Source organism: Micromonospora sp. NPDC049662 (assembly GCF_040675055.1).
Lineage (GTDB): Bacteria > Actinomycetota > Actinomycetes > Mycobacteriales > Micromonosporaceae > Micromonospora.
The window spans coordinates 1-21,743 of record NZ_JBFAOC010000030.1 but is presented as its reverse complement, the minus strand read 5'-3'; the positions used below and the strand labels follow the sequence as shown (position 1 = coordinate 21,743).

18 protein-coding genes and 5 tRNA genes are annotated in these 21,743 nt (G+C 73.8%); 15 read left to right on the top strand and 8 right to left on the bottom strand.

The genetic code is table 11. The annotated features are described in order from the left end of the window. Nucleotides 1-305 precede the first annotated feature (305 nt). Entirely contained in the window at nt 306-1,007 is a 702-nt protein-coding gene (locus tag AB0J36_RS21745) for a helix-turn-helix domain-containing protein (RefSeq protein WP_363661045.1), read from the top strand. A gap of 68 nt (nt 1,008-1,075) precedes the next feature. Here AB0J36_RS21745 and AB0J36_RS21740 read toward each other — a convergent pair. Continuing rightward, nucleotides 1,076-1,150, bottom strand: a tRNA-Val gene (locus AB0J36_RS21740). A 47-nt stretch (nt 1,151-1,197) separates the two neighbouring features. Beyond that, nucleotides 1,198-1,270, bottom strand: a tRNA-Gly gene (locus AB0J36_RS21735). Nucleotides 1,271-1,419: 149 nt separating this feature from the next. Between AB0J36_RS21735 and AB0J36_RS21730 the strand changes: the two genes are divergently transcribed. The 6 genes from AB0J36_RS21730 to AB0J36_RS21705 all read left to right on the top strand — a co-directional run bounded on the left by AB0J36_RS21730 (nt 1,420) and on the right by AB0J36_RS21705 (nt 10,170). After that, entirely contained in the window at nt 1,420-1,665 is a 246-nt protein-coding gene (locus tag AB0J36_RS21730; RefSeq protein ID WP_357122984.1) for a DUF6458 family protein, read from the top strand. Nucleotides 1,666-1,767: 102 nt separating this feature from the next. Beyond that, nucleotides 1,768-2,502, top strand: coding sequence for a GNAT family N-acetyltransferase (locus AB0J36_RS21725; RefSeq protein WP_357171315.1), 735 nt, complete (start codon nt 1,768-1,770; stop codon nt 2,500-2,502). Nucleotides 2,503-2,590: 88 nt separating this feature from the next. Next, entirely contained in the window at nt 2,591-3,523 is a 933-nt protein-coding gene (locus AB0J36_RS21720; RefSeq protein ID WP_357122978.1) for an ABC transporter ATP-binding protein, read from the top strand. Next, the gene (locus tag AB0J36_RS21715) at nt 3,520-4,239 is read left to right on the top strand and encodes an ABC transporter ATP-binding protein (RefSeq protein ID WP_357393380.1); all 720 of its coding nucleotides are present in this window, start codon (nt 3,520-3,522) and stop codon (nt 4,237-4,239) included. Before AB0J36_RS21720 ends, AB0J36_RS21715 begins: the two co-directional genes overlap by 4 nt. 7 nt (nt 4,240-4,246) lie before the next feature. Continuing rightward, nucleotides 4,247-7,417: an FtsX-like permease family protein gene (locus AB0J36_RS21710; protein WP_363661044.1), complete on the top strand. Its 3,171-nt coding sequence runs from the start codon at nt 4,247-4,249 to the stop codon at nt 7,415-7,417. Continuing rightward, complete coding sequence (locus tag AB0J36_RS21705) at nt 7,414-10,170, top strand: FtsX-like permease family protein (RefSeq protein WP_363661043.1); 2,757 nt, start codon at nt 7,414-7,416, stop codon at nt 10,168-10,170. The genes AB0J36_RS21710 and AB0J36_RS21705 overlap by 4 nt, the downstream gene beginning before the upstream one ends. Nucleotides 10,171-10,266: 96 nt before the next feature. Here the strand turns inward: AB0J36_RS21705 and AB0J36_RS21700 are convergent. The 3 genes from AB0J36_RS21700 to AB0J36_RS21690 all read right to left on the bottom strand — a co-directional run bounded on the left by AB0J36_RS21700 (nt 10,267) and on the right by AB0J36_RS21690 (nt 10,532). Then, nucleotides 10,267-10,341: transfer RNA gene (locus AB0J36_RS21700), tRNA-Val, on the bottom strand. A gap of 13 nt (nt 10,342-10,354) precedes the next feature. Beyond that, a tRNA-Cys gene (locus tag AB0J36_RS21695) sits at nt 10,355-10,425 on the bottom strand. A gap of 34 nt (nt 10,426-10,459) precedes the next feature. After that, nucleotides 10,460-10,532, bottom strand: a tRNA-Gly gene (locus tag AB0J36_RS21690). Nucleotides 10,533-10,921: 389 nt separating this feature from the next. Between AB0J36_RS21690 and AB0J36_RS21685 the strand changes: the two genes are divergently transcribed. Both AB0J36_RS21685 and AB0J36_RS21680 read left to right on the top strand, forming a co-directional pair. Next, nucleotides 10,922-11,524, top strand: a complete 603-nt coding sequence (locus AB0J36_RS21685) for a TetR/AcrR family transcriptional regulator (RefSeq protein WP_357122966.1) — start codon at nt 10,922-10,924, stop codon at nt 11,522-11,524. Nucleotides 11,525-11,597: 73 nt separating this feature from the next. Continuing rightward, a complete protein-coding gene (locus AB0J36_RS21680; RefSeq protein WP_357393374.1) occupies nt 11,598-12,179 on the top strand; it encodes a TIGR03086 family metal-binding protein in 582 nt (193 codons plus the stop codon). 48 nt (nt 12,180-12,227) lie between these two features. Here the strand turns inward: AB0J36_RS21680 and AB0J36_RS21675 are convergent, their stop codons facing one another. Then, nucleotides 12,228-12,545: a hypothetical protein gene (locus tag AB0J36_RS21675; protein WP_357122960.1), complete on the bottom strand. Its 318-nt coding sequence runs from the start codon at nt 12,543-12,545 to the stop codon at nt 12,228-12,230. 215 nt (nt 12,546-12,760) lie between these two features. Between AB0J36_RS21675 and AB0J36_RS21670 the strand changes: the two genes are divergently transcribed. After that, nucleotides 12,761-15,685 carry a M36 family metallopeptidase gene (locus AB0J36_RS21670; RefSeq protein WP_357122957.1) on the top strand — a complete coding sequence of 975 codons (2,925 nt, stop codon included), beginning with the start codon at nt 12,761-12,763 and terminating at the stop codon, nt 15,683-15,685. 45 nt (nt 15,686-15,730) lie between these two features. On the opposite strand, the gene AB0J36_RS21665 is transcribed toward AB0J36_RS21670, so the two are convergent. Then, nucleotides 15,731-16,588 carry a hypothetical protein gene (locus AB0J36_RS21665; RefSeq protein ID WP_357122955.1) on the bottom strand — a complete coding sequence of 286 codons (858 nt, stop codon included), beginning with the start codon at nt 16,586-16,588 and terminating at the stop codon, nt 15,731-15,733. A gap of 172 nt (nt 16,589-16,760) precedes the next feature. On the opposite strand from AB0J36_RS21665, the gene AB0J36_RS21660 reads away from it, so the two are divergent. Further along, nucleotides 16,761-17,429: a 50S ribosomal protein L11 methyltransferase gene (locus AB0J36_RS21660; protein ID WP_357393372.1), complete on the top strand. Its 669-nt coding sequence runs from the start codon at nt 16,761-16,763 to the stop codon at nt 17,427-17,429. Between the two features lie 66 nt (nt 17,430-17,495). Beyond that, entirely contained in the window at nt 17,496-18,620 is a 1,125-nt protein-coding gene (locus tag AB0J36_RS21655; RefSeq protein WP_357393422.1) for a cytochrome P450, read from the top strand. Here AB0J36_RS21655 and AB0J36_RS21650 read toward each other — a convergent pair. Beyond that, a complete protein-coding gene (locus tag AB0J36_RS21650) occupies nt 18,594-18,887 on the bottom strand; it encodes a hypothetical protein (protein ID WP_357122949.1) in 294 nt (97 codons plus the stop codon). The two genes, AB0J36_RS21655 and AB0J36_RS21650, sit on opposite strands and share 27 nt — an antisense overlap. A 116-nt stretch (nt 18,888-19,003) precedes the next feature. On the opposite strand from AB0J36_RS21650, the gene AB0J36_RS21645 reads away from it, so the two are divergent. The 3 genes from AB0J36_RS21645 to AB0J36_RS21635 all read left to right on the top strand — a co-directional run bounded on the left by AB0J36_RS21645 (nt 19,004) and on the right by AB0J36_RS21635 (nt 21,660). Further along, nucleotides 19,004-19,858, top strand: a complete 855-nt coding sequence (locus tag AB0J36_RS21645) for a polysaccharide deacetylase family protein (RefSeq protein WP_357122946.1) — start codon at nt 19,004-19,006, stop codon at nt 19,856-19,858. Nucleotides 19,859-19,942: 84 nt separating this feature from the next. Continuing rightward, on the top strand, nt 19,943-20,875 hold the full coding sequence (locus AB0J36_RS21640; protein ID WP_357122942.1) for an ATP-binding cassette domain-containing protein: 933 nt from the start codon (nt 19,943-19,945) through the stop codon (nt 20,873-20,875). Next, on the top strand, nt 20,872-21,660 hold the full coding sequence (locus tag AB0J36_RS21635) for an ABC transporter permease (protein WP_357393370.1): 789 nt from the start codon (nt 20,872-20,874) through the stop codon (nt 21,658-21,660). The genes AB0J36_RS21640 and AB0J36_RS21635 overlap by 4 nt, the downstream gene beginning before the upstream one ends. Nucleotides 21,661-21,743 lie beyond the last annotated feature (83 nt).

The window sequence follows — 21,743 nt, the reverse complement described above, 5'->3', positions numbered from 1 at the left end:
GTGTTTTTCGTGGCGTGGTGTGGGGGGGGGGGGGCGCCCGCCCCGCCCCCCCACGGTTCGCAGCATGTGGCGCCTTTCCGTCCATGGCGGCAACCCGCCGGGACCCACCCCGTGATGTGAGAAACCGACCCGGGCAGCACTCATCGCGCCTGCTCTAGCAGGGTCGACTGCGGCGACCAGGCGGGATCGTTGGTCAAGTGCGGCGAGCGTAATGGTGCAGTAATAGCACCGTCAAGACACTCCGTCGAAACTTACGCGACACGATCCCGTAGCGTCGGCGCTCAGAGTGATGCTATAAATGCAACATGCTGCCGTCTCAGCCGAACAAGTCGCTCCAGGATGGGCTCGACTGCCTGCAGTTGCTGGCCAGCTCCGCTGAGGCCCTCGGCTCACGCGAGGTCGCACGACGACTCGGGCTGGAGCCGTCACGGGCGAACCGGCTGCTCAAGACCCTCGCGCACATCCGGCTGATCGAACAGGACGAGCGGCGCCGCTATCGTCCCGGCCCGGGAATCCATGCCCTGGCCGCGCAGAGCCTCTTCGGGTCCGGCCTGATCCGCCGGGCGCTCGGGCCCCTCGGCGAGCTGCACGTCCACGGTCACACCGTGGCCATGGGTGTGCTCTGGCGCGACCAGATGTCGTACCTCTACCACGCCGACCCGGGCATGGACACCAGCACGGCCCTCGGCCGGATCGGCCTGTTCCCGGTCGCCCGGTCCGGGCTCGGGATGGCCCTCCTGGCCGACCAGGACGACGAGAACGTCCGCGCCATGTGGGCGACCAGCGCGAACGACATACCGGTCGAGCAGGTCCTCGCCGATCTTGCGGAGATCCGCGAAGCCGGTTTCGCCCTGCGCTCCGGCAAGACCGAACGCACCGTCGCCGTCACCGTCGGCTCGGCACCGTACGCCGCGATCGGCATGTCCGGCCGTTTTCCCGACGCGCACCTACCTGAACTCGTCAGCGCGCTGCGCCACGCGGCGGAGAAGATAGACAAGAAGGGCTGAGGCGCAGCAGAAGCAAGACGCCCGTTACCGGAGATCCGATAACGGGCGAGCTGACGTGCTCAAAGAGATGGTGGGCGATACTGGGTTTGAACCAGTGACCTCTTCCGTGTCAGGGAAGCGCGCTCCCACTGCGCCAATCGCCCATGGTGCCCGCTCAACCCGGCGGTCAGGCCCGTCGAGACGGATCGCGAGCGGACGACGGGATTCGAACCCGCGACCCTCACCTTGGCAAGGTGATGCGCTACCAGCTGCGCTACGTCCGCACGTCCCCGGCTACCGCCGGCAACGGAGCGAACTCTACCCGATGCCAAGATCGGCCGGCGCGGGGCCCTCGGGCGACCGCGATTGCGCTGCTCGACAGCGGGGTACTGATGAACCTCGACAGCACACCACACCCCCTAAGGAGGCTGTCGTGGGTATCGGCACCAGCATCTTCCTGATCGCGCTCGGCGCGATTCTCACCTTCGCCCTCGACGCGAGCGTCGGCGGCATCAACCTCGACGTGGTCGGCTGGATCCTGATGGGCGCCGGCGTCCTCGGTCTGATCATGACGGCGTTGATCTTCCAGCGCCGCCGTGGCGCGGTCGTGACCACCACCGAGCAGCCGGTCGAGTACCGCCGGGTCGAGGAGCGGCGGGACATCGCCCCGCCGCTGTGAAGGGCTCGGATGAAACGGGCCGGCGACCTCCTCGCGAGGGTGCCGGCCTGTTTCCGTTTCCGCTGGTCAGGCCCGGCACGCGCCCGCGTTACGATCGCGCTCATGGAGTCCCTCGACACGGTGCTGGCCGCCCACCGGTCGTACCTGCTCGGTTGGAACATCGGCGCGGGCGGTGGCCCGGACCTGCCGACCTACCGCAGTGACGTGCCGCACGCCACCCTCAACGGGGTGCTGCGGGTGGCCGGGCCGACGCCCGGCGAGGCGCTCGTCGAGGCCCGGCGACGCCTGCGGGGCGTACCCCGAATCTGGTGGGTCGGGCCGGACAGCGACGTCGGCACCGCCGACGGCCTGGTCGCCCTCGGCGCGACCGAGGTCGCCCGCATGCCGATCATGACGAGGGCGCTCACCACGGCGGCCGGGGCCCCGACGGCCACCGGCGTGCACATCACCGAGACCGACGACCTCGACACCTTCGTCACGGCCTACGCCCGGGTGTCCGGCATCCCGGCCGAGGGTGTCCCGGCGACGATCGAACGGGAAAAGGCGTTCAGTGGCGACGGCACGGTGATCCGGCTGGCAGGTCGCCTCCCCGACGGCCGAATCGTCGGCACGGCTGTCGCCTGGCTCAGCCACGGTCTGGTCACCCTCTACTTCGTGGGCACACAGCCCGAGCAGCGCCGGCAGGGCATCGGCACCGCCATGACCCGGGCCGCGCTCGACCTGGCCCGGGAGCGGGGCGCCCACACGGCGGCCCTCACCTCGTCCCCCGTCGGCGAGGGAATCTACCGCCGCCTCGGCTTCCGGCCGGTGGGCGAGTTCCGGCTGTTGACCTTCTGACCGGTCGACGGCGGCTCCTCGTGCCAAACCCGAAATAACCGCACGAGGGGCATGGTCAACGAGGCCGCCGGTTGCGAGACTGCTGGGAATGTCCACCACACCGCTGTCCCTGCCGCAGCCGTCCGCGCGGGCACCCGAGTTCGGTCGGGACGCGCTCATCGTCTGCGAGAACCTGGTACGGATCTACCAGACCGGTTCGGTCGAGGTGCAGGCACTCCAGGGCCTGGACCTGGCCGTGGAGAGCGGTGAGCTGGTCGCCGTGGTCGGCGCCTCCGGATCGGGCAAGTCGACGCTGCTGTCGATCCTGGCCGGCATCGACGCCCCCACCGCCGGACGGGTCCGGGTCGACACGTGGAACCTGCTGGCGATGTCCCGCGCGGACCGGGTGGAGTACCGGCGGCACACCGTCGGGTTCGTCCGGCAACAGACGGCGAGCAACCTCATCCCGTACCTGACCGCGCGGGAGATGGTGGACCTGCCGATGACGGCGGCCCGCACCGCGAAGAAGGAGCGGCAGGAGCGCGCGGCCGAACTGCTGGACAGCCTCGGCGTCGCCGACTGCGCCGACCGCCGCCCCGGCCAACTCTCCGGTGGGCAGCAGATGCGGGTGGCGATCGCGGTGGCCCTGGCCAACCAGCCACGGGTCCTGCTCGCCGACGAGCCGACCGGCGAGTTGGACGCCGCCACGTCCGCCGAGGTCTTCGGCGTACTACGCGACGTCAACCGGCGCTACGGCGTCACCGTCGTCGTGGTCACCCACGACCCGGAGGTCAGCGGCCAGGTCGAACGGACCGTCGCGATCCGCGACGGTCGCACCAGCAGCGAGGTGCTGCGCCGCACCACCACCAACGCGGAGGGCGACACCCACATGACCGCCGAGGAGTACGCCGTGATGGACCGGGCCGGGCGGGTCCAGGTGCCCCGCGAATTCCGCCAGGCGCTGGCGCTGACCCGACGGGTCCGGCTGGCCCTGGAACCCGACCACATCACGATCCGCTCCGACTCGCGTAGCGGCGAATGAGCGAGCCGCTGCTGCGGGTTCGGGACGTGCACCGAAGCTTCCGCGCCGGACCGACCGTCGTGCACGCCCTGCGCGGCGTGTCGTTCGAGGTCGCCGCCGGTTCCATGGTGGCGCTCGTCGGCCGGTCCGGCTCGGGCAAGACCACCCTGCTCAACGTCATCGGCGGCCTGGACCGCCCGGACGCCGGCACCGTGCACGTCGACGGCACCGACGTCACCACGCTGGACGAGGACGGCCTGTCCCGGCTGCGGCGCGAGAAGGTGTCGTACGTCTTCCAGAACTTCGGGTTGATCCCCGTGCTGTCGGCCGCGGAGAACGTCGCCGCGCCGCTACGGCTGGCCCGCGTCGCCCCGGCCGAGCGCGAGCGGCGGGTCGAGTTGCTGCTGGAACTGGTCGGCCTGGCCGACCACGCCCAGCAACGGCCGGCCGAGATGTCCGGCGGCCAGCAGCAACGGGTGGCGATCGCCCGCGCGCTGGCCGCCTCGCCCCGGCTCCTGCTCGCCGACGAGCCCACCGGCCAACTGGACGCCGAGACGGGCCTGTCGGTGATGGCCCTGCTGCGCGGGGTGGCGGAGTCCGAGGGCGTCACCGTGCTCGTGTCGACCCACGACGCGGTGATGATGGCCCTGGCCGACCGGGTGATCCGGATCCACGACGGGCACCTCGACGAACAGTCGGCCGAGCAGGCGTACGAGCCCGTGTCGGACGGCCGGTGACACGACGATGCTGAGGCTCGTCCGCCGACGCGCCCGCGCGCAGTGGCCGTTACTCGCGGCCCTCCTCGGGGTCGTCACGATTGGCGCGACCCTGCTGGGCACCTGCGCGCTGCTGGTCACCCGCACCGCCGAGCGGGCCCTGGAGGTCGCCCTGGCCCGCGCCGAACCCGCCGCCGTCGACGCGACCGTCTACACCGGTTCCGTCGATGGCCCCGACGCGTCGTCCGTCCTCGCCGACACCCGCGCCGGGGTGACCTCCGCGCTGGCGCCGTTCCCGCTGACCACCACCGCGCGGGCGTCGACGGTGCTGCGGGCACTACCGCCCGCGCTCGCCCCGGGCACCACCGTCGGCCCACAGGCGTACCTGTCGGGGCTCGACGACCTGCCGACCCGGGCCGAGCTGGTCACCGGACACTGGCCACAGCGCCCCGGCGACGCGGTGCTCCTGGAGTCCACCGCCCACCTGCTCGGCCTCGCTCCCGGTAGCCGGGTGCACCTCGGCGCCGAGCTGGCCCACCCGCCCGTCCCGGCCATCGACGTGACCGTCGTCGGTGTCGTACGCCCGCTGTCCGGGCGCGGTTGGGACCGCGACCCGCTGGCCGCGGCCGGGTCCGCCACCGGCTACCGGGACGGTCGCTTCCTGCAACCGGTAAACGCCTACGGCCCGTTCCTCGTCGACCTCGCCGACCTGGTCACCACCGGTGCCACCGTCGACCGCCTGGAGGTCACCGCCCATCCGGACCTGAGCCACGCCAACCGTCGGGACCTGGAGACCTTGGCCGGGGCCGTCGACAGTGCCGACCGACGGCTGGCCGGCGCCCTCGGCGACCGCGTCCAGCTGGCCCGCGTCGCCACCGACCTGTCGCTGACCCTGCGGTCGGCCGACGACCAACGGCACGTGACCGCCGCCGTCGTGCTCGCGATCGCCGTCCTCGGCGGTGTCCTGGCCGCGACGGCGCTCGTGCTCGCCGGCCGCCTGACCGCCGGCATCCGCGCCGACGAGACCGCCCTGCGCTCCGCCCTGGGCGCCAGCCGTCGTCAACTCGCCGCCACCGCGACCCTCGAGGGCGGGCTCGTCGCGGCCGTCGCCATCGCGCTCGCGATACCGGCCTCGTCGGCCCTGCACGCCGGCCTGACCCACCTGCCGCCACTGGACGACGCCGGCCTGACCGTCCGGCCGGCCATCACCGGCGTCCAGGTGCTCGCGGTCGCCGGGGGCACGCTGATGCTCACCGCCGTCCTCACGGTCCTGGCGATCCGTCCCGTCCCGGCGGCCGGCGAGCGGCGCACCCGCCGCGAGCTGCTGGCCCGCTCCGGCGCCGACCTGCTGCTCGCGGTGTTCGCCGCCGTCGGATGGTGGCAGCTGTACGCGCAGCCCACCGCCGCCAGCCCGCGCGCCGACGCGGTCCGGGTGCTCGCTCCGGCGCTGCTGCTCACCGCTGGCGCCGCCCTGGCGCTCCGGGTGGTGCTGCCCGCCCTGCGCGGCGCCGACCGCCTGGCCTACCGCGCCCGCGGGCTGGCGCTTCCGCTGGCGGTAGCCGAGAGCGCCCGCCGGCCCCAGGCGGTCGCCGCCGGCCTGCTCGTCGGGCTGGCCTGCGCGGCCGGAACCTTCGGCCTGGCCTTCGACGCCACCTGGCACCAGTCGCAGCGCGACCAGGCCGCGCTCTCGGTCGGCACCGACCTGGCGCTCACCCTCAGCACGTCGCCCTCGGCCGGCGATGGCGCGCTCGTCAGCGCGGCCACCGCGGGGGCGGTGAGTCCGGTCCTCGACCGTGGTATCGCCGTCGGTCAGTGGCTCGGGACCTCCGGCGAAGCGCCACGCCTGGTCGCCGTGGACACCACCCGCGCCGACGCGCTGCTGCGCGGGCCGCTGGACAGCGACCGCGAATGGGCGCACGTGGGTGCCGCGCTGGCACCACCAACCCGGGTCACCGGTCTCGCCGTCCCGGCCGGCGCACCCCTCGTACTCAGCGGAACGGCGGCCGGCGACGCCCCGCTCGTCGTGACACCCCGGCTGCTGCTGCAGGACGTCACCGGTCTGCGCACGTCCTGCACCGGTCCCGCCGTACCGCTCGACGGCCGCGAGGTGCGGCTACCCGCCTGCGCGACGGCCGACGGGCTGCGCCTCGTCGCGGTCGCCCTACCGGTCGCCGTCGACTTCGGCGACGAACCCGTGGCCGGCGGAGGAGTGGCCGTAGCCGTCACGCTGACCGTGCCGGAGGCGGCGTCCACCGACGGATCGGACTGGACCGCCACGTCCGCCCCACCGGTACCGAGCAAGCTGAGCGACCTGAACGTCCGGCTGTCCCCCACCCCGACCGGAACCGCGCTGCGGATGGCCGCGACCGTCGAGCTCGACGGCGCCGACGACGCCGCCCGGACCCTCGTCGCCAGCGCCTTCCCGGACCCCGGCGAGGTGCCGGTCGCCGTCTCCGCCCGCTTCGCCAGCGAGCTCGGCGTCCACCCCGGCAGCAAGCTCAGCGTCACGGTCGGCACCACGCCCGTCCCGGTCGTCGTCTCCGAGGTCGTACCGGCCGTACCGTCCGCCCCCGGGGCCGTCGCCGTCCTGGCCGACCTGGACGCGCTGTCCCGCGCGCGCGTGCTCGCCGGTGACCTCACGTTCCCGGTCGACGCCTGGTGGGTCGGTCACCCGGCCGGCCCCGGCGCCGCCGAGCGGGCCACCGCCCTGCACCTGGGCACCGTCACGACCCGCGAGGTGGAGACCGCCCGACTCCTCGGCGGCCCGCTGCGCGCCGGGCTGCCGGGCGCGCTCCGGCTCGTCGTACCGGCCGCGGCCCTGCTGCTGCTCGCCGGCGTCGTCCTGCACGTGACCTGCGACCTGCAGCTCCGGGCCGTCGAGGTGGCGCGGTTGCGCGGCCTGGGGATGTCCCGGCGCGGCATCCGGGCCGTGCTGCTCGGCCAGCACGCCGGCGTTCTGCTGCCGCTGCTCGCGGCGGGCGCGGCCGTCGGCGCGCTCGCCACCCGCCTCGTCGCTCCCCTGCTCGTACGCTCCGACACCGGCGCCGCGCCCGTCCCGGCCGCCCAGCCACACTGGCCGTGGCCGGCCGAGGCCACGCTGCTCGCGGTACTGCTGGCCGGATGTCTGCTGGCCGTCGCCATCGTGGTCGGCATCCAGGTACGCCGGGCCGACGCCGCGCACCTGCGGGTGGCGCCGTGAAGCGGTTGACCCGCCGGTTCCCGGCGCCGCACTGGCCCAGCGTCCGCGGCCGGAGCCGGGCCGACGCCGGCCCGCTGCTGCTCTCCGCAGCCGTCATCGCGGCTGTCGCGCTGCTCGCCGGGGCCGTGCCGGCGCTGCTCGGCGCGGCCGCCGACGACACCGTCCAGGACAGCGTCCGCCGCGGCAGTGACGACGCGAACGTCCTCGCACACGCCGACTGGGAACGCGACGACGGTCCGACGGGTGGGCGGGTGCGGGTGGAAGGCCTCGCCAAGGAGGTCGACGACCTCCGCGTCCGGGCGACGTACGCGCTCGGGCCCGACCTGGACGCCGCGCTGCTCCCGCCCATCGCCGTCGTCGACGGCCCGGTCCTGAGCATCACCGACGGCACCACGCCACGTACCTTCCAGTTCACCTACCTGGCCGGTGACGCCGGCGGCCCGCAGGTGACCTGGATCGCCGGAAACGCGCCCGCCGGGGCCGTCCCCGACGGGTTCGTCGAAGTCCCCTACCAGGGACCGCCCTGGCCGGTGCAGGTCGGCATCTCCGAGGCGGACGCCGCCGCCCTCGATGTCGGCCCCGGCGACCGGATCCCGGCCAAGGACAGCCGGGGGCGCGACAAGGACCTGCGGATCAGCGGGATCTACCGACCCACGGACACCGCCGACCCCGCCTGGCGACTCGCCCCGGCGCTCCTGCGCCCCGTGCCCGGCGCGGACGGCGTGGGGATCACCCGGTTCGCCGGTCTGCTGTCGCGCGACTCGCTGCCGGACGCCCGGCTCGCCGTCGACCAGGACCAACTGCGGCGCGCCGTCCACTTCGCCCCCGACCCCGACGCGCTCACCTGGGCCACCAGCGCGACCCTGGTCAACCAGGTGGTCACGCTCAAGGCGGCTTCCGGCTCGTCAGGCGCCCGCGACGACTCCCTGAAGTGGGAGTCGCAGCTCGACGCCACCCTGCGCGCGACCCGCGCCCGGGTCAGCGCCGTACGGGCGCAGGCGGCCGTGCTGCTCACCGGCGTGCTGACCGCCACGGTCCTGGTCCTGCTGCTCGCCGCCGACCTGCTGGTCCGCCGCCGAACCCTGGCGCTGAGCACCGCCCGGCAGCGTGGTGCGGCGTTACCCGACCTCGGCGCGGAACTGGCCCTCGAGTCCACAGTGGTGTCCCTGTCGGCCGCCGCGGTCGGGCTCGCGCTCGCCCGCGTGGTGGCGCCGGGCGTCTCGTGGAGTTGGGCCATTCCCGTGGTCCTGGCCGGCGCCGTCGCCGGGCCGGCGTTCGGCACCCTCGCCGCCGGCCGCGCCAGCCGGGACCGGCGTCAGCCCGCCAACCCGTCCGCTCGGCGCTGGTTGCGGGCCACCGGGCAGCTGCGCCGCGCCGTCGTGGAGGCCGCTGTCCTGATCGCCGCGGTCGCCGCCCTCGTCACACTGCACCAGCGCGGGCTCCTGCCGGTCACCTCCGACGGCGACACCGGCGAGGTGACCGGGGACGTGATCCTGCCGGTCAGCGCCGTCGCACTGGGCGCGCTCGTCGGCGCGCTCGTCCTGATCCGACTGCTCCCGCTGGGCGCGCGGTTCGCGCTCCGCCAGGCCCTGCGCTCGCGCCGCCCGCTGGCCGTCTTCGGTGCCGCCCGGGCGGTCACGACGGCAGGGCGCACGCTGCCGCTACTGGTGCTGGTGAGCGCCACGGCGCTCGCGTCGTTCGCGCTCATCCTCGGCTCCACCGTCACCCGGGGCCTCGCCGACGGCGCGTGGAGCATTGTCGGCGCCGACGCCCGCCTCGACGTCGCCGCGGACGCCAAGGCCGGCACGCCCGCCATCGCCGAACGGATCGCCGCCGCTCCGGGGGTCGGCCAGGTCGTCGTCGCGCAGGTCACCGACTCGGCGCGCGTCTTCACGGACTCGACACCGTTCGCCCCGCGCCTGGTCATCGTGGACGCCGAAGCGTTCCAGCGCCTGTTGGCCACCACCCCGCTGCCCGACGCGCCCGCGCTGGCCCGGCTCACGACGCCCGGTCCCGGCCCCGGAGAGGTCCCCGCGCTGGTCCGATCGAGCGACGGCGAGCTGCCGGCCGGCACGCGGTTGCAGCTACCCCGGGCCGACGCCCCGGCCATCCACCTCACCGTGGTCGGTACCGCGCCCTCGGTCGGCGGCGCCGACGACGTCGTGCTCGTGGACGCCGCGGCTCTCGCCGACGCCGGCCTGCCCGCCGTTCCGAACACGGTCTGGGTGACCGGTCCCGGCGCGGCGCGGGCGGTGTCGAACAGCGGCGTCGCCGCCGATGTCGTGTCGCGCGCCGACGTCCTGCGGACGCAGCGAGCGGCTCCGCTGACCGCGGGGCTTCTACGGCTGGCGTGGGCCGCCGCCGCGGTGCTGCTGGCGCTGGGGCTCCTCGGCCTGGCGCTCGCCGCCGCCGCGGGGGCGTCCGAACGATGGCAGACCCTGACCCGGCTGCGGACCCTCGGGCTGCGGCCACGCGACGCCCGCTGGGTGGCCGCCGGAGAGCTGCTGCCCCCGGTCGCCGTCGTCGCGGTGTGCGGCCCGCTCCTCGGGGCCCTGCTCGCACGCGCGACGCTCGGCCCTCTCGACCTGCGGCTGCTCACCGGCCAGGCCGACGACCCGGCGGCGATCCTGCCGTGGTGGCTGCTCGCCCTGCTGGGCACGGCGCTGCTGGCGGCGGCCGCCACCGTCGTACCCGTCGAGTCGGCGCTGCGACGGCGCGACCGGTTGAGCGAGGTGCTCCGCGCCGGCGAGTAGGTCTGTTTGGTGACGGCGGGCGGCCAGTTCTCTTGGAACAGCGTTGAGGCCCGTCACCGGATCCGGTGACGGGCCTCAACGATCACGTCGTACAACTGGTGGGCGATACTGGGTTTGAACCAGTGACCTCTTCCGTGTCAAGGAAGCGCGCTCCCACTGCGCCAATCGCCCGTGCTCCTTGCCGAGGTGGGGACGGGATTTGAACCCGCGTACACGGCTTTGCAGGCCGTTGCCTCGCCTCTCGGCCACCCCACCGAGGTTGCCCCCGTCATGCGTGGCGGCAGCTCCGAGCGGACGACGGGATTCGAACCCGCGACCCTCACCTTGGCAAGGTGATGCGCTACCAGCTGCGCTACGTCCGCACGCCCCCGGCTTTCCCGGGTGACGGATGAGAACTTTAGCCGAGCCGGCGAACGACTGCCAAATCGGGGTCCGTGTCGGCGCGTCCCATCCCGCCCGGTCCGACGCCGAACGGGGAGATGGCCACCACTGCAGGCGGGCTTCCTAGTCAGCTGACCTGATGTCTCAATTGACCCTCGACCGTCACACTCCGGCATCATCCGACGGCGGGCGCCGGCGCGGCGAACAGCCAGCGGAGCACTCCGACGGCACGCCGCCCACCTCGCCGAACTCGATCAGGAGAACGAGCCACGGCACCCGTCGGCAAGTGTCCAACTTCCGACTCTTACCCCACGAATCGGACGGTAGCGGTAACTGTTCGTGTTCGGGCCGATGGGCTACGGTAACGGTCGTGACGAGACGTGCGGCCGAGATCCGCCTGGATGCCCTGCTGCGCACGGCCTGCGACGTGATCGTGGAGCGGGGTCTGTCCAACACACGAACCGCCGACGTGGCGCAGGCCGCCGGGGTGAGCCAGGCACTGGTGTTCTACCACTTTGCCACCAAGGAGCGGCTGCTCGCACAGGCCTTCGCGTACGCCGTCGAGCAGGATCTGGCCCGGCTGGACGCGGTCACCCGCTCCTCCGCGCCACCGCTGACGAAGCTCCGCCGGATCCTCAAGCTGTACACCCCCGCCGGCCGGGCGACCTCCTGGTCGATGTGGATCGACGGCTGGTCCGAGTCGCTGCGCACCCCCGAGCTGGAGAAGGTGTCCCGCCGGCTCGACCTACGGTGGCGACAGGATCTCGCCGCCGTGATCTCCACCGGAGTCGCCGACGGCACCTTCCAGTGCGCCGACCCGGACGGGGCGGCTTGGCGGATCAGCGCGGTGATGGACGGCCTCGCCGTGCAGCTCGCGGTGCACGACCGGGTCATCTCCCGGCGACAGTTCGGGGAGTGGGTACGCCTGGTCACCGCCCGCGAGCTGGGTCTGGACCCGACCGACCTGGACTGAGCGGCCGACCGCGCCATACGCCAGGCCGGGCAAAACGGCTCGGGCCGGCGTGCCGAACGGAACAATCGACGGCATGGATCTGCTGGAGGCGTACCGCCGGAGCCTGGCCGAGTTTGTCGAGCGGGTGGACCAGATCGGGCCCGATCAGTGGTCGGAGGAGACACCCTGCTCCGACTGGGACGTCCGGACCCTGGTCAACCACGTGGTCGGCGAGGACCGGTGGAGCGTCCCCCTGCTCGCCGGTCGCACCATCGACGAGGTCGGCGACCGCTTCGACGGGGACCAGCTCGGCGCCGACCCGCTCCGGACAGCCCGGGAGGCGGCCGCGCAGGCCGAGATCGCCGTCACCCACCCCGGCACGATCGACCGCACCGTGCACCTGTCGGCCGGCCCGACCCCGGCCGCCGAGTACGTCCAACAGCTCCTCGCCGAACACCTGATCCACGGCTGGGACCTGGCGGTGGCGATCGGCGCCGACCCACGGTTCGACCCGGACGCGGTGCACGTGTGCGCCAAGTGGTTCGCCGGCCGGGTCGACGACTACCGACGCGACAAGCTGGTCCGGGACGCGGCGCGGGTGCCCGCCGACGCCGACGAGCAGGATCACCTGCTGGCCGCCTTCGGCCGCGACCCCGACTGGGCGCCCGGCGACTGAGCCGTCACCGCCGGGCGGCTGAGCCGTCACCGCCGGGCGGCTGAGCCGTCACCGCCGGGGTCCGGCGACTGAGCCGTCACCATCGGGGTCCGGTGTTGGCCAGCGCCCGGTTGCGGCGCGCTGCCGGGCCGGCCCGTAGTGCTCCAGGTAGTTGACAACCTCCAGCAGGGAGCAGCCGACCACCGCCTGCAGCGCCAGGAACGGCAGCACCGCCGGGCCGTAGAGCACGGCGTACTGCGCCGAAAGGTAGAGGTAGGTCAGCCAGCGGTAGTAGCCGTCGGCGGCCAGCCGGGGCTCCGCCTCCTCGGGAGGGTTGCGCCGGTCGTCGCCGATGAGCAGGTCGATCACCGGGATCAGACCGAACACGACGACCGGGGTGAGCCGGCACGCCCCGGCGCCGCCGGCGCTCCCCCACAGCGCCAGAGGGGTTTGCGCCGGTCCCGCCAGGCGATCATTCGGCGCGCCGACCATCCCGGGACCCTTGCCGCTTCCTCGGCCGACTGATATCCACAGATGCGCATGCGTCACCGCGCATCGTCGGTCGGCGGCCGCCGGCCATCCCGCTCCCACAAGGAGGTCCCGTGCCACAACCGGAGTGGTCACCCCCGATGAGCCGGCGTCGACGCCGGCTCATCGCCGTCCTGGCGACGACGGCGACCCTCGCCGCGCTGCTACCCACCGGCACGAGCAACGCCGCACCCGCCGCCGCTCCCGCCGAGCGCACGTCCGGGCCGTTCGCCGAGGGGCACCAGCCCGCCGACCTCGACAACCGCACCGGTACGGCGGCACCCGACGCTCGGCAGCGCGGGCTGGCCCGCGCGGCGGACCCCGACGCGCGGTGGAACCGGCTCGGCACCCCCCAGGCGCTCGGCCCCGGTCGTACCCCCCTCGCCACCGGACTGCCCGCGGACCCGGAGGCCGCCGCGCGCGCCTACCTGACCGCCAACCGCGACCTGTACGGCATGGACGCCGCGACGGTCGCCGACCTGGACCGGGTGCTGGTCCGGCCGATCGGCAGCGGTGCGGTGGTGACCCTGCGGCAACGCTTCGGTGACCTGCCGGCCGGTCACGACGGTCTGGTCACGCTCGCGGTCAGCGGCGGCTCGGTGCTCGCCGTCAACTCCTCGCTGGCCCGGGACACCCGCGCGCCCGCGCCCGCGACCCGCACCGCCGAGCAGGCGTACGCCGACGCGCTCGCCGACGCCGGGTTGAGCCCGACGGCCGTGGCCGACCACACCGTTCGGGCCGTGGCCGTGCCCACCCCGCTGGACGGACCCCGGGCCGCCTACGAGGTGACCATGATCGGCGCGGACGCCGACCACCCGGCGGCGTTCACCAGCTACGTGGACGGCAGCACGGGCAAGGTGCTGATCCGCGAGGACCTTGTCGACTTCGACTCGGAGAACCCGAGCTGGGCGGTCTTCCCGGCCACCCCGCCCCGCGACCTCGCCGCCGGCCAGGACCCCCGGGTCCGCTGGTGCGGCGACCCGGCCCCCGACTGCCAGGCGGCGTTCCGCGACCCGGCCACCGGGCAGCCGTGGGACGTCGACGCGGCGACCGGCACACCCACCTTCACCTCGCGCGGCAACTCGGCGAACACCGTGCTCTCCTGGGGCAACAACACCCCGGTCGGGCCGGCCACACCCAGCCCGGACCGCCGCTACGAGTACCCGTTCACGGACCAGTGGCACCAGGCGAGGTGCAACCCGGAGGTGTTCACGTCCACCCAGCGCAACGACGCGGACGCGGCGATCGCGAACCTGTTCGTCATGCACAACCGCATGCACGACTGGGCGTACCAGCTCGGCTTCACCGAGTCGGCGTGGAACCTCCAGGCGGTCAACCTCACCCCGTCCGGACTCGGCGGCGACGCCGAGCAGGGCCGCGCCCAGCAGGGCGCGCTGACCGGCAACCGCAACAACGCCAACCAGGGCACCCCGCGCGACGGTCTGCCGCCGACCACCAACATGTACCTGTGGCAGCCGCAGGCCGGTGGCCCGTACCCGCCGTGCGTGGACGGCGACTACGACATGACGGTGATCGGCCACGAGTACACCCACGCCATCACCAACCGGATGATCGCCGGCCCGGACAGCGGGATCAGCGGCCACCAGGGCGGCGCGATGGGCGAGTCGTGGGGCGACCTGATGGCCGCGGAGTACCTCTACCAGAACGGCCTGCGCGCTCCCGGCGAAACGCCCTTCGTCACCGGCGGCTACGTCACCGGCAACCTGGTCAGCGGTATCCGCAACTACGACCTGAGCCGCAGCCCGCTGAACTACTCCGACATCGGCTACAACACCGCCGGCCCGGCCGTGCACGCCGACGGGGAGATCTGGGGCGCGACCAACTATCGGGTACGTGCCGCGCTGGTCAAGCGGTACGGCCTGGGCACCCCGCAGCGGCAGCGGGAGTGCGCGCAGGGCACCGTTCCGGCCGACCGGTGCCCGGGCAACCGGCGCTGGTCGCAACTGGTCTTCGACTCGTTCCTGCTCCAGGCGGCCAGCCAGGTCAGCATGCTGGACATGCGGGACAACATGCTCACCGCCGACCTGCTGCGCTTCGGTGGCGCGAACCAGGACCTGATCTGGGCCGAGTTCGCCCGCTCCGGGATGGGCCGGGACGCCGCCACCAACGGCGCCGCGGACACCGACCCGACGCCGAGCTTCGCCTCGCCACGGGGCGGCAACGCGACGCTCACCCTGCGCCCCCGTGGGGACAGCGCCGACGCGCCGATCCGGGTGTACGTCGGGGCGTACGAGGCGCGGGCCGTACCGATCGCCGACACCGACCCGGCGACGCCGATCCCGGACACGGTGGAGATGGTCGCCGGCACGTACGACCTGCTGGCCGTCGCGCCCGGCTTCGGGCACCAGCGGCTCAGCGTGGTCGCCGACGCCGGCAAGGCTGGCTACGTGGACCTGCGGATGAGCCGCAACCTCGCGTCCACGGCGTCCGGCGCGACGATCAGCGGTGACGGGGTCAACCTGGACCGGGTCGCCGACGACACCGAGGCGACGAACTGGGCCTCGCTGGACGGGGTGGCCGGCAAGCAGCTCACCGTGGCGCTGGCCGGTGACGCCCCGCAGGTGGTCAAGCGCGTGAACGTCAGCGCGATGCTGCGGCCCGCGATCGTCGGGGACGCGGACACCGGCAGTCAGAACGCGCTCAGCGCGCTGCGCTCGTTCGCCGTGTCCGCCTGCGACGCGACCACCACCGACTGCGCCGACCCGGCGCGCTGGCGGCGCATCTACACCAGCGCGGCCGACGCGTTCCCCGGCGGGGCGTACCGGGCGTACAGCCGCGACATCAACCTGCGCACGTTCGCGGTGCCGACCACCGTCGCCACCCACCTGCGCCTGGAGGTGCTGGCCAGCCAGTGCACCGGCGGACCGCAGTACGCCGGTGAGCAGGACGACGACCCGGCCACGACGACGGACTGCGCCACGGCCAGCCCGTCCCGTGCCCAGGTCAGGATCGCCGAGTTCCAGGCGTTCGCGAAGTGACACCGTCGGGGCCGGCGGTTCCCCGCCGGCCCCGACAACCCCCGATCAGCGGCGTGCCGGGTGCCAGCGCCCGGTCGGCGCGGGCCGCTCCCAGAGCCGGTCCAGCGGCGGGTCCTCGGTCTCCTTGTTCGCGGCGCGGGTCAGGTGGCGCAGTCGCAGCAGCAGGCCCACCCCGAGCGAGAGCAGCAACCCGCCGAGCAGGAACGCCGCCTGCACCACACCGAACCCGCCGGTCTGCGCGACCGGACGGCCGGCCGACGGTGGCGCCGCGTCGACCGGTTGCTCCGCGACCGGTTCCTCGGCCTGGGTGCTCTCCTCCTGCGCCGGTTCGCTCGGTGGGTCGCTCGGCCGCGCGGGGGTCGGGCTCGGCGTCGGCGTACGGGCGCCGGCGCCGCTCGCTCCCACCACCGATCGGGTGGCGGTCTGGCGGGCCAGCAGGCGCAGGTTGGCGTCGTACGCCTCGGCGGCGAGGGTGACCCGCCCCTGCGTGACGTCCTCGGCGAAGGCCACCCGGTAGCGGGCGGTCACCGTGCGTCCCGGGCAGAGGGTGCCCGGGTCGAGTTGCCGGTCGGTCAACCGGGCCACGTCACCCTCGGTCCGGATCTCCACCGGGAAGTCGCCGTTCTCCTCCACCCGGTCCATCTTCACCTGGTCGAGCCGGATGCCCTGCACCCGGAGCACCATCGACCAGCGCACCTTCGCGCAGCCGCCGCGCCGGTCCGTCTGCGAGACCACCGCGGAGATCGTGCGCACCTGGTCGCCGGCGGTGAACCGGGCCGGCAGGCCGCCCATCTCGGTGGCGAACGCCGCCTGCGCCGGCGCCGCCAGGGTGAGCACCACCCCGGCGCTGCCGGCAACCAACGCCCCGAGCCGCAGCGCGTACCGCCACACGATCACCACCACCTCGTTCCTTCTCGTCCCTGTAGGGAAACGCTAGGAGGAAACGGGCGGATCACACAGAGGGGTGTCTTCGCACCGGACGACAAGGATGAGGGGTCATTTCACCGACAGTGGTGAACCCGTCACCACTGCCCCGCGACACGCCGGGCGTCGGGTCGCTGGAACAATCGGGCGGGTGTCCGAGCTCTCCAGCACGTTCGTCCGGCTGCACGCCCGGCTGACCCCGGTCCCCTTCGTCCCCGAGGTGCGTCTGCACCAGGCGGATGAGCCGATCGGGCTCTGGGAGTTGACCGAGGGCCAGTTCTCCACCGACCGGCCGCCGCCGTTCTGGGCCTTCGCGTGGGCCGGCGGGCAGGCGCTGGCCCGCTACGTCACCGACCATCCGGAGCTGGTCGCCGGCCGGCGGGTGCTCGACCTCGCCTCCGGCTCCGGCCTGGTGGCCATCGCCGCCGCCCGGGCCGGCGCGGCGTCCGTGCGCGCCGTCGAGGTCGACGAACTGGCGGTCGCGGCCGTCGCGCTCAATGCCGAAGCCAACGGGGTACGCGTCGACGCCGAGTTCGCCGACATCCTCGACGGCGACGCGGGCGACGCCGAGGTGGTGCTGGCCGGGGACGTCTTCTACAGTGACGCGATGGCCCGCCGGGTGCTGCGGTTCCTGCTGCGCGCCACCCGGGCCGGGGCGCCGGCCCTGGTCGGTGACCCCGGCCGGGCGTTCCTGCGCCGGGATCGCTTCGACGAGCTGGCCAGCTACGACGTGCCGGTGCCGGAGGCCCTGGAGAGCGTACGGGTGAAGCGCACCACCGTCTGGCGGTTGCGCCCGGGCCTGCCCGGAGCCGCCGGCTAGCGTGTCGGCGTGCTCTTCTCCGGCTGGGCGTCCGCGGTCGAGGCACCCTGGCCGGACGTCGCCGAGGTGACCGACCACGTCGGCGTACGCCACCTCGTCGTCACCCGCCACGCGCTGGTCCGCCAGGTCCTCGCCGACCCGGAGCGCTACCGGCCGGACAACGCCCTGGATGCGGTGACCCCGATGCCGGTGACCGCGCTGCGGGTGCTCGCCGGGCACCGGTTCCGGCTGCCGCCGACCCTGGCGAACAACGCCGGAGCCAGCCATCCGCAGATCCGGGGCATCGTGGCGGACGCGCTGCACCCCGCGAAGGTCGCCGCGCAGCGCCCCTGGCTCACGGCCCTGGTCCGGGAGCGGGTGGCCCGGCTACGGGCCACCCTCGACGCCGGCGCGCCGGTCGACCTGTACGCGGACCTCGCGGCCGACCTGCCCCTGCTGGTGCTGGCCCGGCTGGTCGACCTGCCGGACGCGCCGGTCGGCGCGGTCAAGGAGTTCGCGCGGGCGGCGCTGGAGCTGTTCTGGGCGCCGCTGGACGACGACCGGCAGGTGGCGCTCGCCGCCGAGGTGGGCCGCTTCCACCACGTACTGCGGGAGTTCGCGGCCACCGGCGGCGGCCTGGCCGCCGAACTGCGCGCCGCCGGGCATCCGCCCGACGTGGTGGTCGGCGCGCTCTTCTTCCTGCTGGTCGCCGGACAGGAGACCACCTCGCAGTTCCTCACCCTGCTGCTGCACCGGCTGGCCGGCGAACCGGCGGTACGCGCCGCGCTGCGCGCCGGTGACGTCGCGGTGGCCGACGTCGTCGAGGAGGGCCTGCGCCTCGAACCGCCCATCGTCACCTGGCGGCGCGTGGCTGCGGCCGACGGCATGCTCGGCGACACGGCCGTGCCGGCGGGCACCAGCATCGTGCTGTGGCTGGCCCGCGCCGGTCGCGACCCGGCGGTCGTCGACGCGCCGGACGATTTCGTTCCCGGGCAGCGCGGGTCGCGGCGGCACCTGGCGTTCGGGGCGGGGGCGCACCGGTGCGTCGGCGACGTTCTGGCCCGCATGGAGGCGGCCGTCGTGGTGGCCGAGGCCGCGCCACTGCTGGACGGGGTGACGGTGATCCGTCCGCCGTGGTGCCCGGACAATCTCACCTTCCGGATGCCGGACGCCTTCGTGGTGCGGTCAGTCGAGCGGCCCGCTGACCAGTAGCACGATGCCCCCGATAACCGCGGCGGCGCCGAGGAGCAGGAGGGCGCCGCCGACGAGGAACCGCACGGCGGCGAAGCCGACGCCGTGCCGTAACTCAGCCGGATCACGGTCGGGAATCCCCCACTGGCGATTCCACAGGTTCCTCGACAACCGGCGGGCCTCGGCGTCGACAAACCCGAACAGGTTGCAGGTCATCGTCAGCCCGATGAACCCCAGCAGCGCGCCGAAGCCGACGACGGCGAGCACTTGCAGGATCCACCGCGCCATGGGCCGCCTCCGCAGGTCGAATCGACTCGATCCGAGGCTAGGCCGGCCGGGCAAGACCGTCCGGGAAGATCGCCACGGGACGCGGAACCCGACCGTGACCCGCTATGTTTCCGGGCGTGTCATCAGCCCACCCGCGCCGCATCTCCGCAGTGGTAACGCTTCTGGCCCTGCTGGCGCTGAGTGCCTGCGCAGCCGGACCCGCGTTCCACGCCCGGCAGATCGCGGCCCAGCCGAGCCCGTCGGCCGTACCGATCCTGTCCACCACGCCGTCCCCGTCGGCCTCGCCGTCGCCGACCGCCCCGCCGGCACGCGGGACCCTGGACTGGTACGTGTCGCAGGCGCCGACCTTCCCCGCAGCGCCACCTCCGGAACCGGTGCCGCTGCCGGTGACCGGTGCGATCCCGTTCTGGCACCGTCTGCCGACCGACCAGAAGGTCGCCTTCATCACCATCGACGACGGCGGGTTGGCCCGCCCGCCGGCGGTGCCCGACTTCATCGCCCGCGCGCACATCCCGGTCACCATGTTCCTGAACTCACCGGCGGCCCAGGAGCACGACGTCTACTTCCGCCAGATCCAGGTCGCCGGTGGGGTCGTCGAGAACCACACCATCCGGCACAACTCGCTGGCCGGCCGGTCGTACGACTACCAGAGGCAGGAAATCTGCGGAGCGGCGGACAAACTTGAGACGCTGTTCGGCCAGCGGGCGACCCTGTTCCGCCCACCGTTCGGCGAGTACGACAGCACCACGCTCCGGGCCGCGCGGGACTGCGGCGCGAAGGCGGTCCTGCACTGGTCCGAGACGGTCCACGAGGGCAAGGTGCGCTACCAGACCGCGGAGAAGGTGGTCCAGCCCGGCGACGTGCTGCTGATGCACTTCCGGCCGGCGCTGATGGACGACCTCCTGGCGGCGTTGAAGGCCATCCACCGGGCCGGACTCACCCCGGCGCTGCTGGAGGACTACCTCCGCTGACCCGGGGCGACCTGACGAAAGTCAGTGCTGGTGGGTGCCGTTCGGGCGCGGCGAGCCGGGGCGGCCGACGCCTAGCGTCAACTCATGATCACATTACGTGGGTTGACGAAACGGTTCGGGTCGGCCGTCGCGGTCGACGCCCTGACCGTCGACGTCGCGCCCGGCCGGGTCACCGGCTTTCTCGGCCCCAACGGCGCCGGCAAGTCCACCACCATGCGGATGATCCTCGGCCTGGACCGGCCCACCGCCGGGCAGGCGCTCGTCGCCGGGCGGTCGTACCGGGAACTGCGACGGCCGTTGCACGAGGTGGGGGCCCTGCTCGACGCCCGAGCCATCCACCCCACCCGGTCCGGACGGGCGCACCTGCTGGCCATGGCCCGCAGCAACGGCATCCCCGCCCGCCGCGTCGACGAGGTGCTCGACACCGTGGGGCTGGACGGGCGTGCCGCCGGCAAGCCGGGTCGCGCCCTCTCCCTCGGCATGGGACAGCGGCTCGGCATCGCCGGAGCGCTGCTCGGCGATCCGCCCGTGCTGATGTTCGACGAGCCGGTGAACGGTCTCGACCCGGACGGGGTGCGCTGGGTACGTCAGCTCACGCGCTCGCTCGCCGACGAGGGCCGGACGGTCTTCGTCTCCAGTCACCTGATGAGCGAGATGCAGCTCACCGCCGACCAACTCGTCGTGATCGGCCGGGGACGGCTGCTCGCCGACGCCCCGGTCGGCGACGTGATCGCGAGCAGCGCGGTCGTCGTACGGGTCCGCAGCCCGCACCGCGAAGGGCTCGCCACCCTCGCCGCCCGTCTCGCCGCGACCGGCGGCACCGTCGAGCGGGCCGGACCGGACGAGCTGAGCGTCACCGGCAGCACCGTGGACCGGATCGGCGACCTGGCGTACGAGCTGGGGGTGCGGTTGCACGAGCTGAGCCCGCACGGCGCGTCGCTGGAGCAGGCGTTCATGGAGCTGACCGCCGAGAGCGTCGAGTACGCCGGCGGGCCGACCGGAGGTGACGCCCGATGAGCACGCGGACCGCCACGCCTACCCGTCCCTTCCCCGGCGCGCTGGCCGCCGAGTGGACCAAGCTGTTCTCGGTACGCAGCACCTGGTGGACGATGGTGGCCGGGCTGCTCGTGATGGCCGCGAGCGCCGGACAGCTGGCCATCTACGCGGCCAACTCCAACACCAACGACGACCCCGCCGACGACGCCGGCATCGTCACCGTCGGCACCGTGTTGATCGACGCGATCGAGCTGACCCAGTACGCCGTACTGGCGGTGGGTCTGCTCGCCATCACCACCGAGTTCACCAGCGGCACCATCCGGACGGCCCTCCAGTGCACCCCGGCACGCGGTCGGGTGCTGCTGGCCAAGGCCGTCGTGACGGGCGCCGTCACCTTCGCCCTCGGGCTGCTGCTCGGCGGTGTCGGCGCCCTCGTCGCCCGCCCGGTGCTGGGCGACTGGGGCAGCGCGCCCACCGCCGACACGATCGGCGACGTCGTGGCGGTCGCCACCTACCTGGCCCTGGTCGGCGTCCTCGCGCTCGGCCTCGGCGCGGCCCTCCGCAGCGCGGTGCTCACGATCATCGTGCTCTTCGCCACCCTGACGATCGTGCCGCTGTCGCTCCAGGAGCCGGACATCACCGTCCTGAACCGGATCGCCGACGTGTTTCCCGGCGTGGCCGGCGGGCACTTCCTCGCCGGGGACACCGACCCGTACCCCGGTGTGGTCGGGTTGCTGCTGCTCGCCGGGTGGGCGGGTGCCGCACTGCTGCTCGGTCGGGCCATGCTCCGCCGTCGCGACGCCTGAGGCGGTGAGCGGGGGAGGTAGAGGACGCTCCAGGCGTCCGGCGTCGCGACCGGGACCGGCCGTCCGTCCGGCCCAGGCAGGAC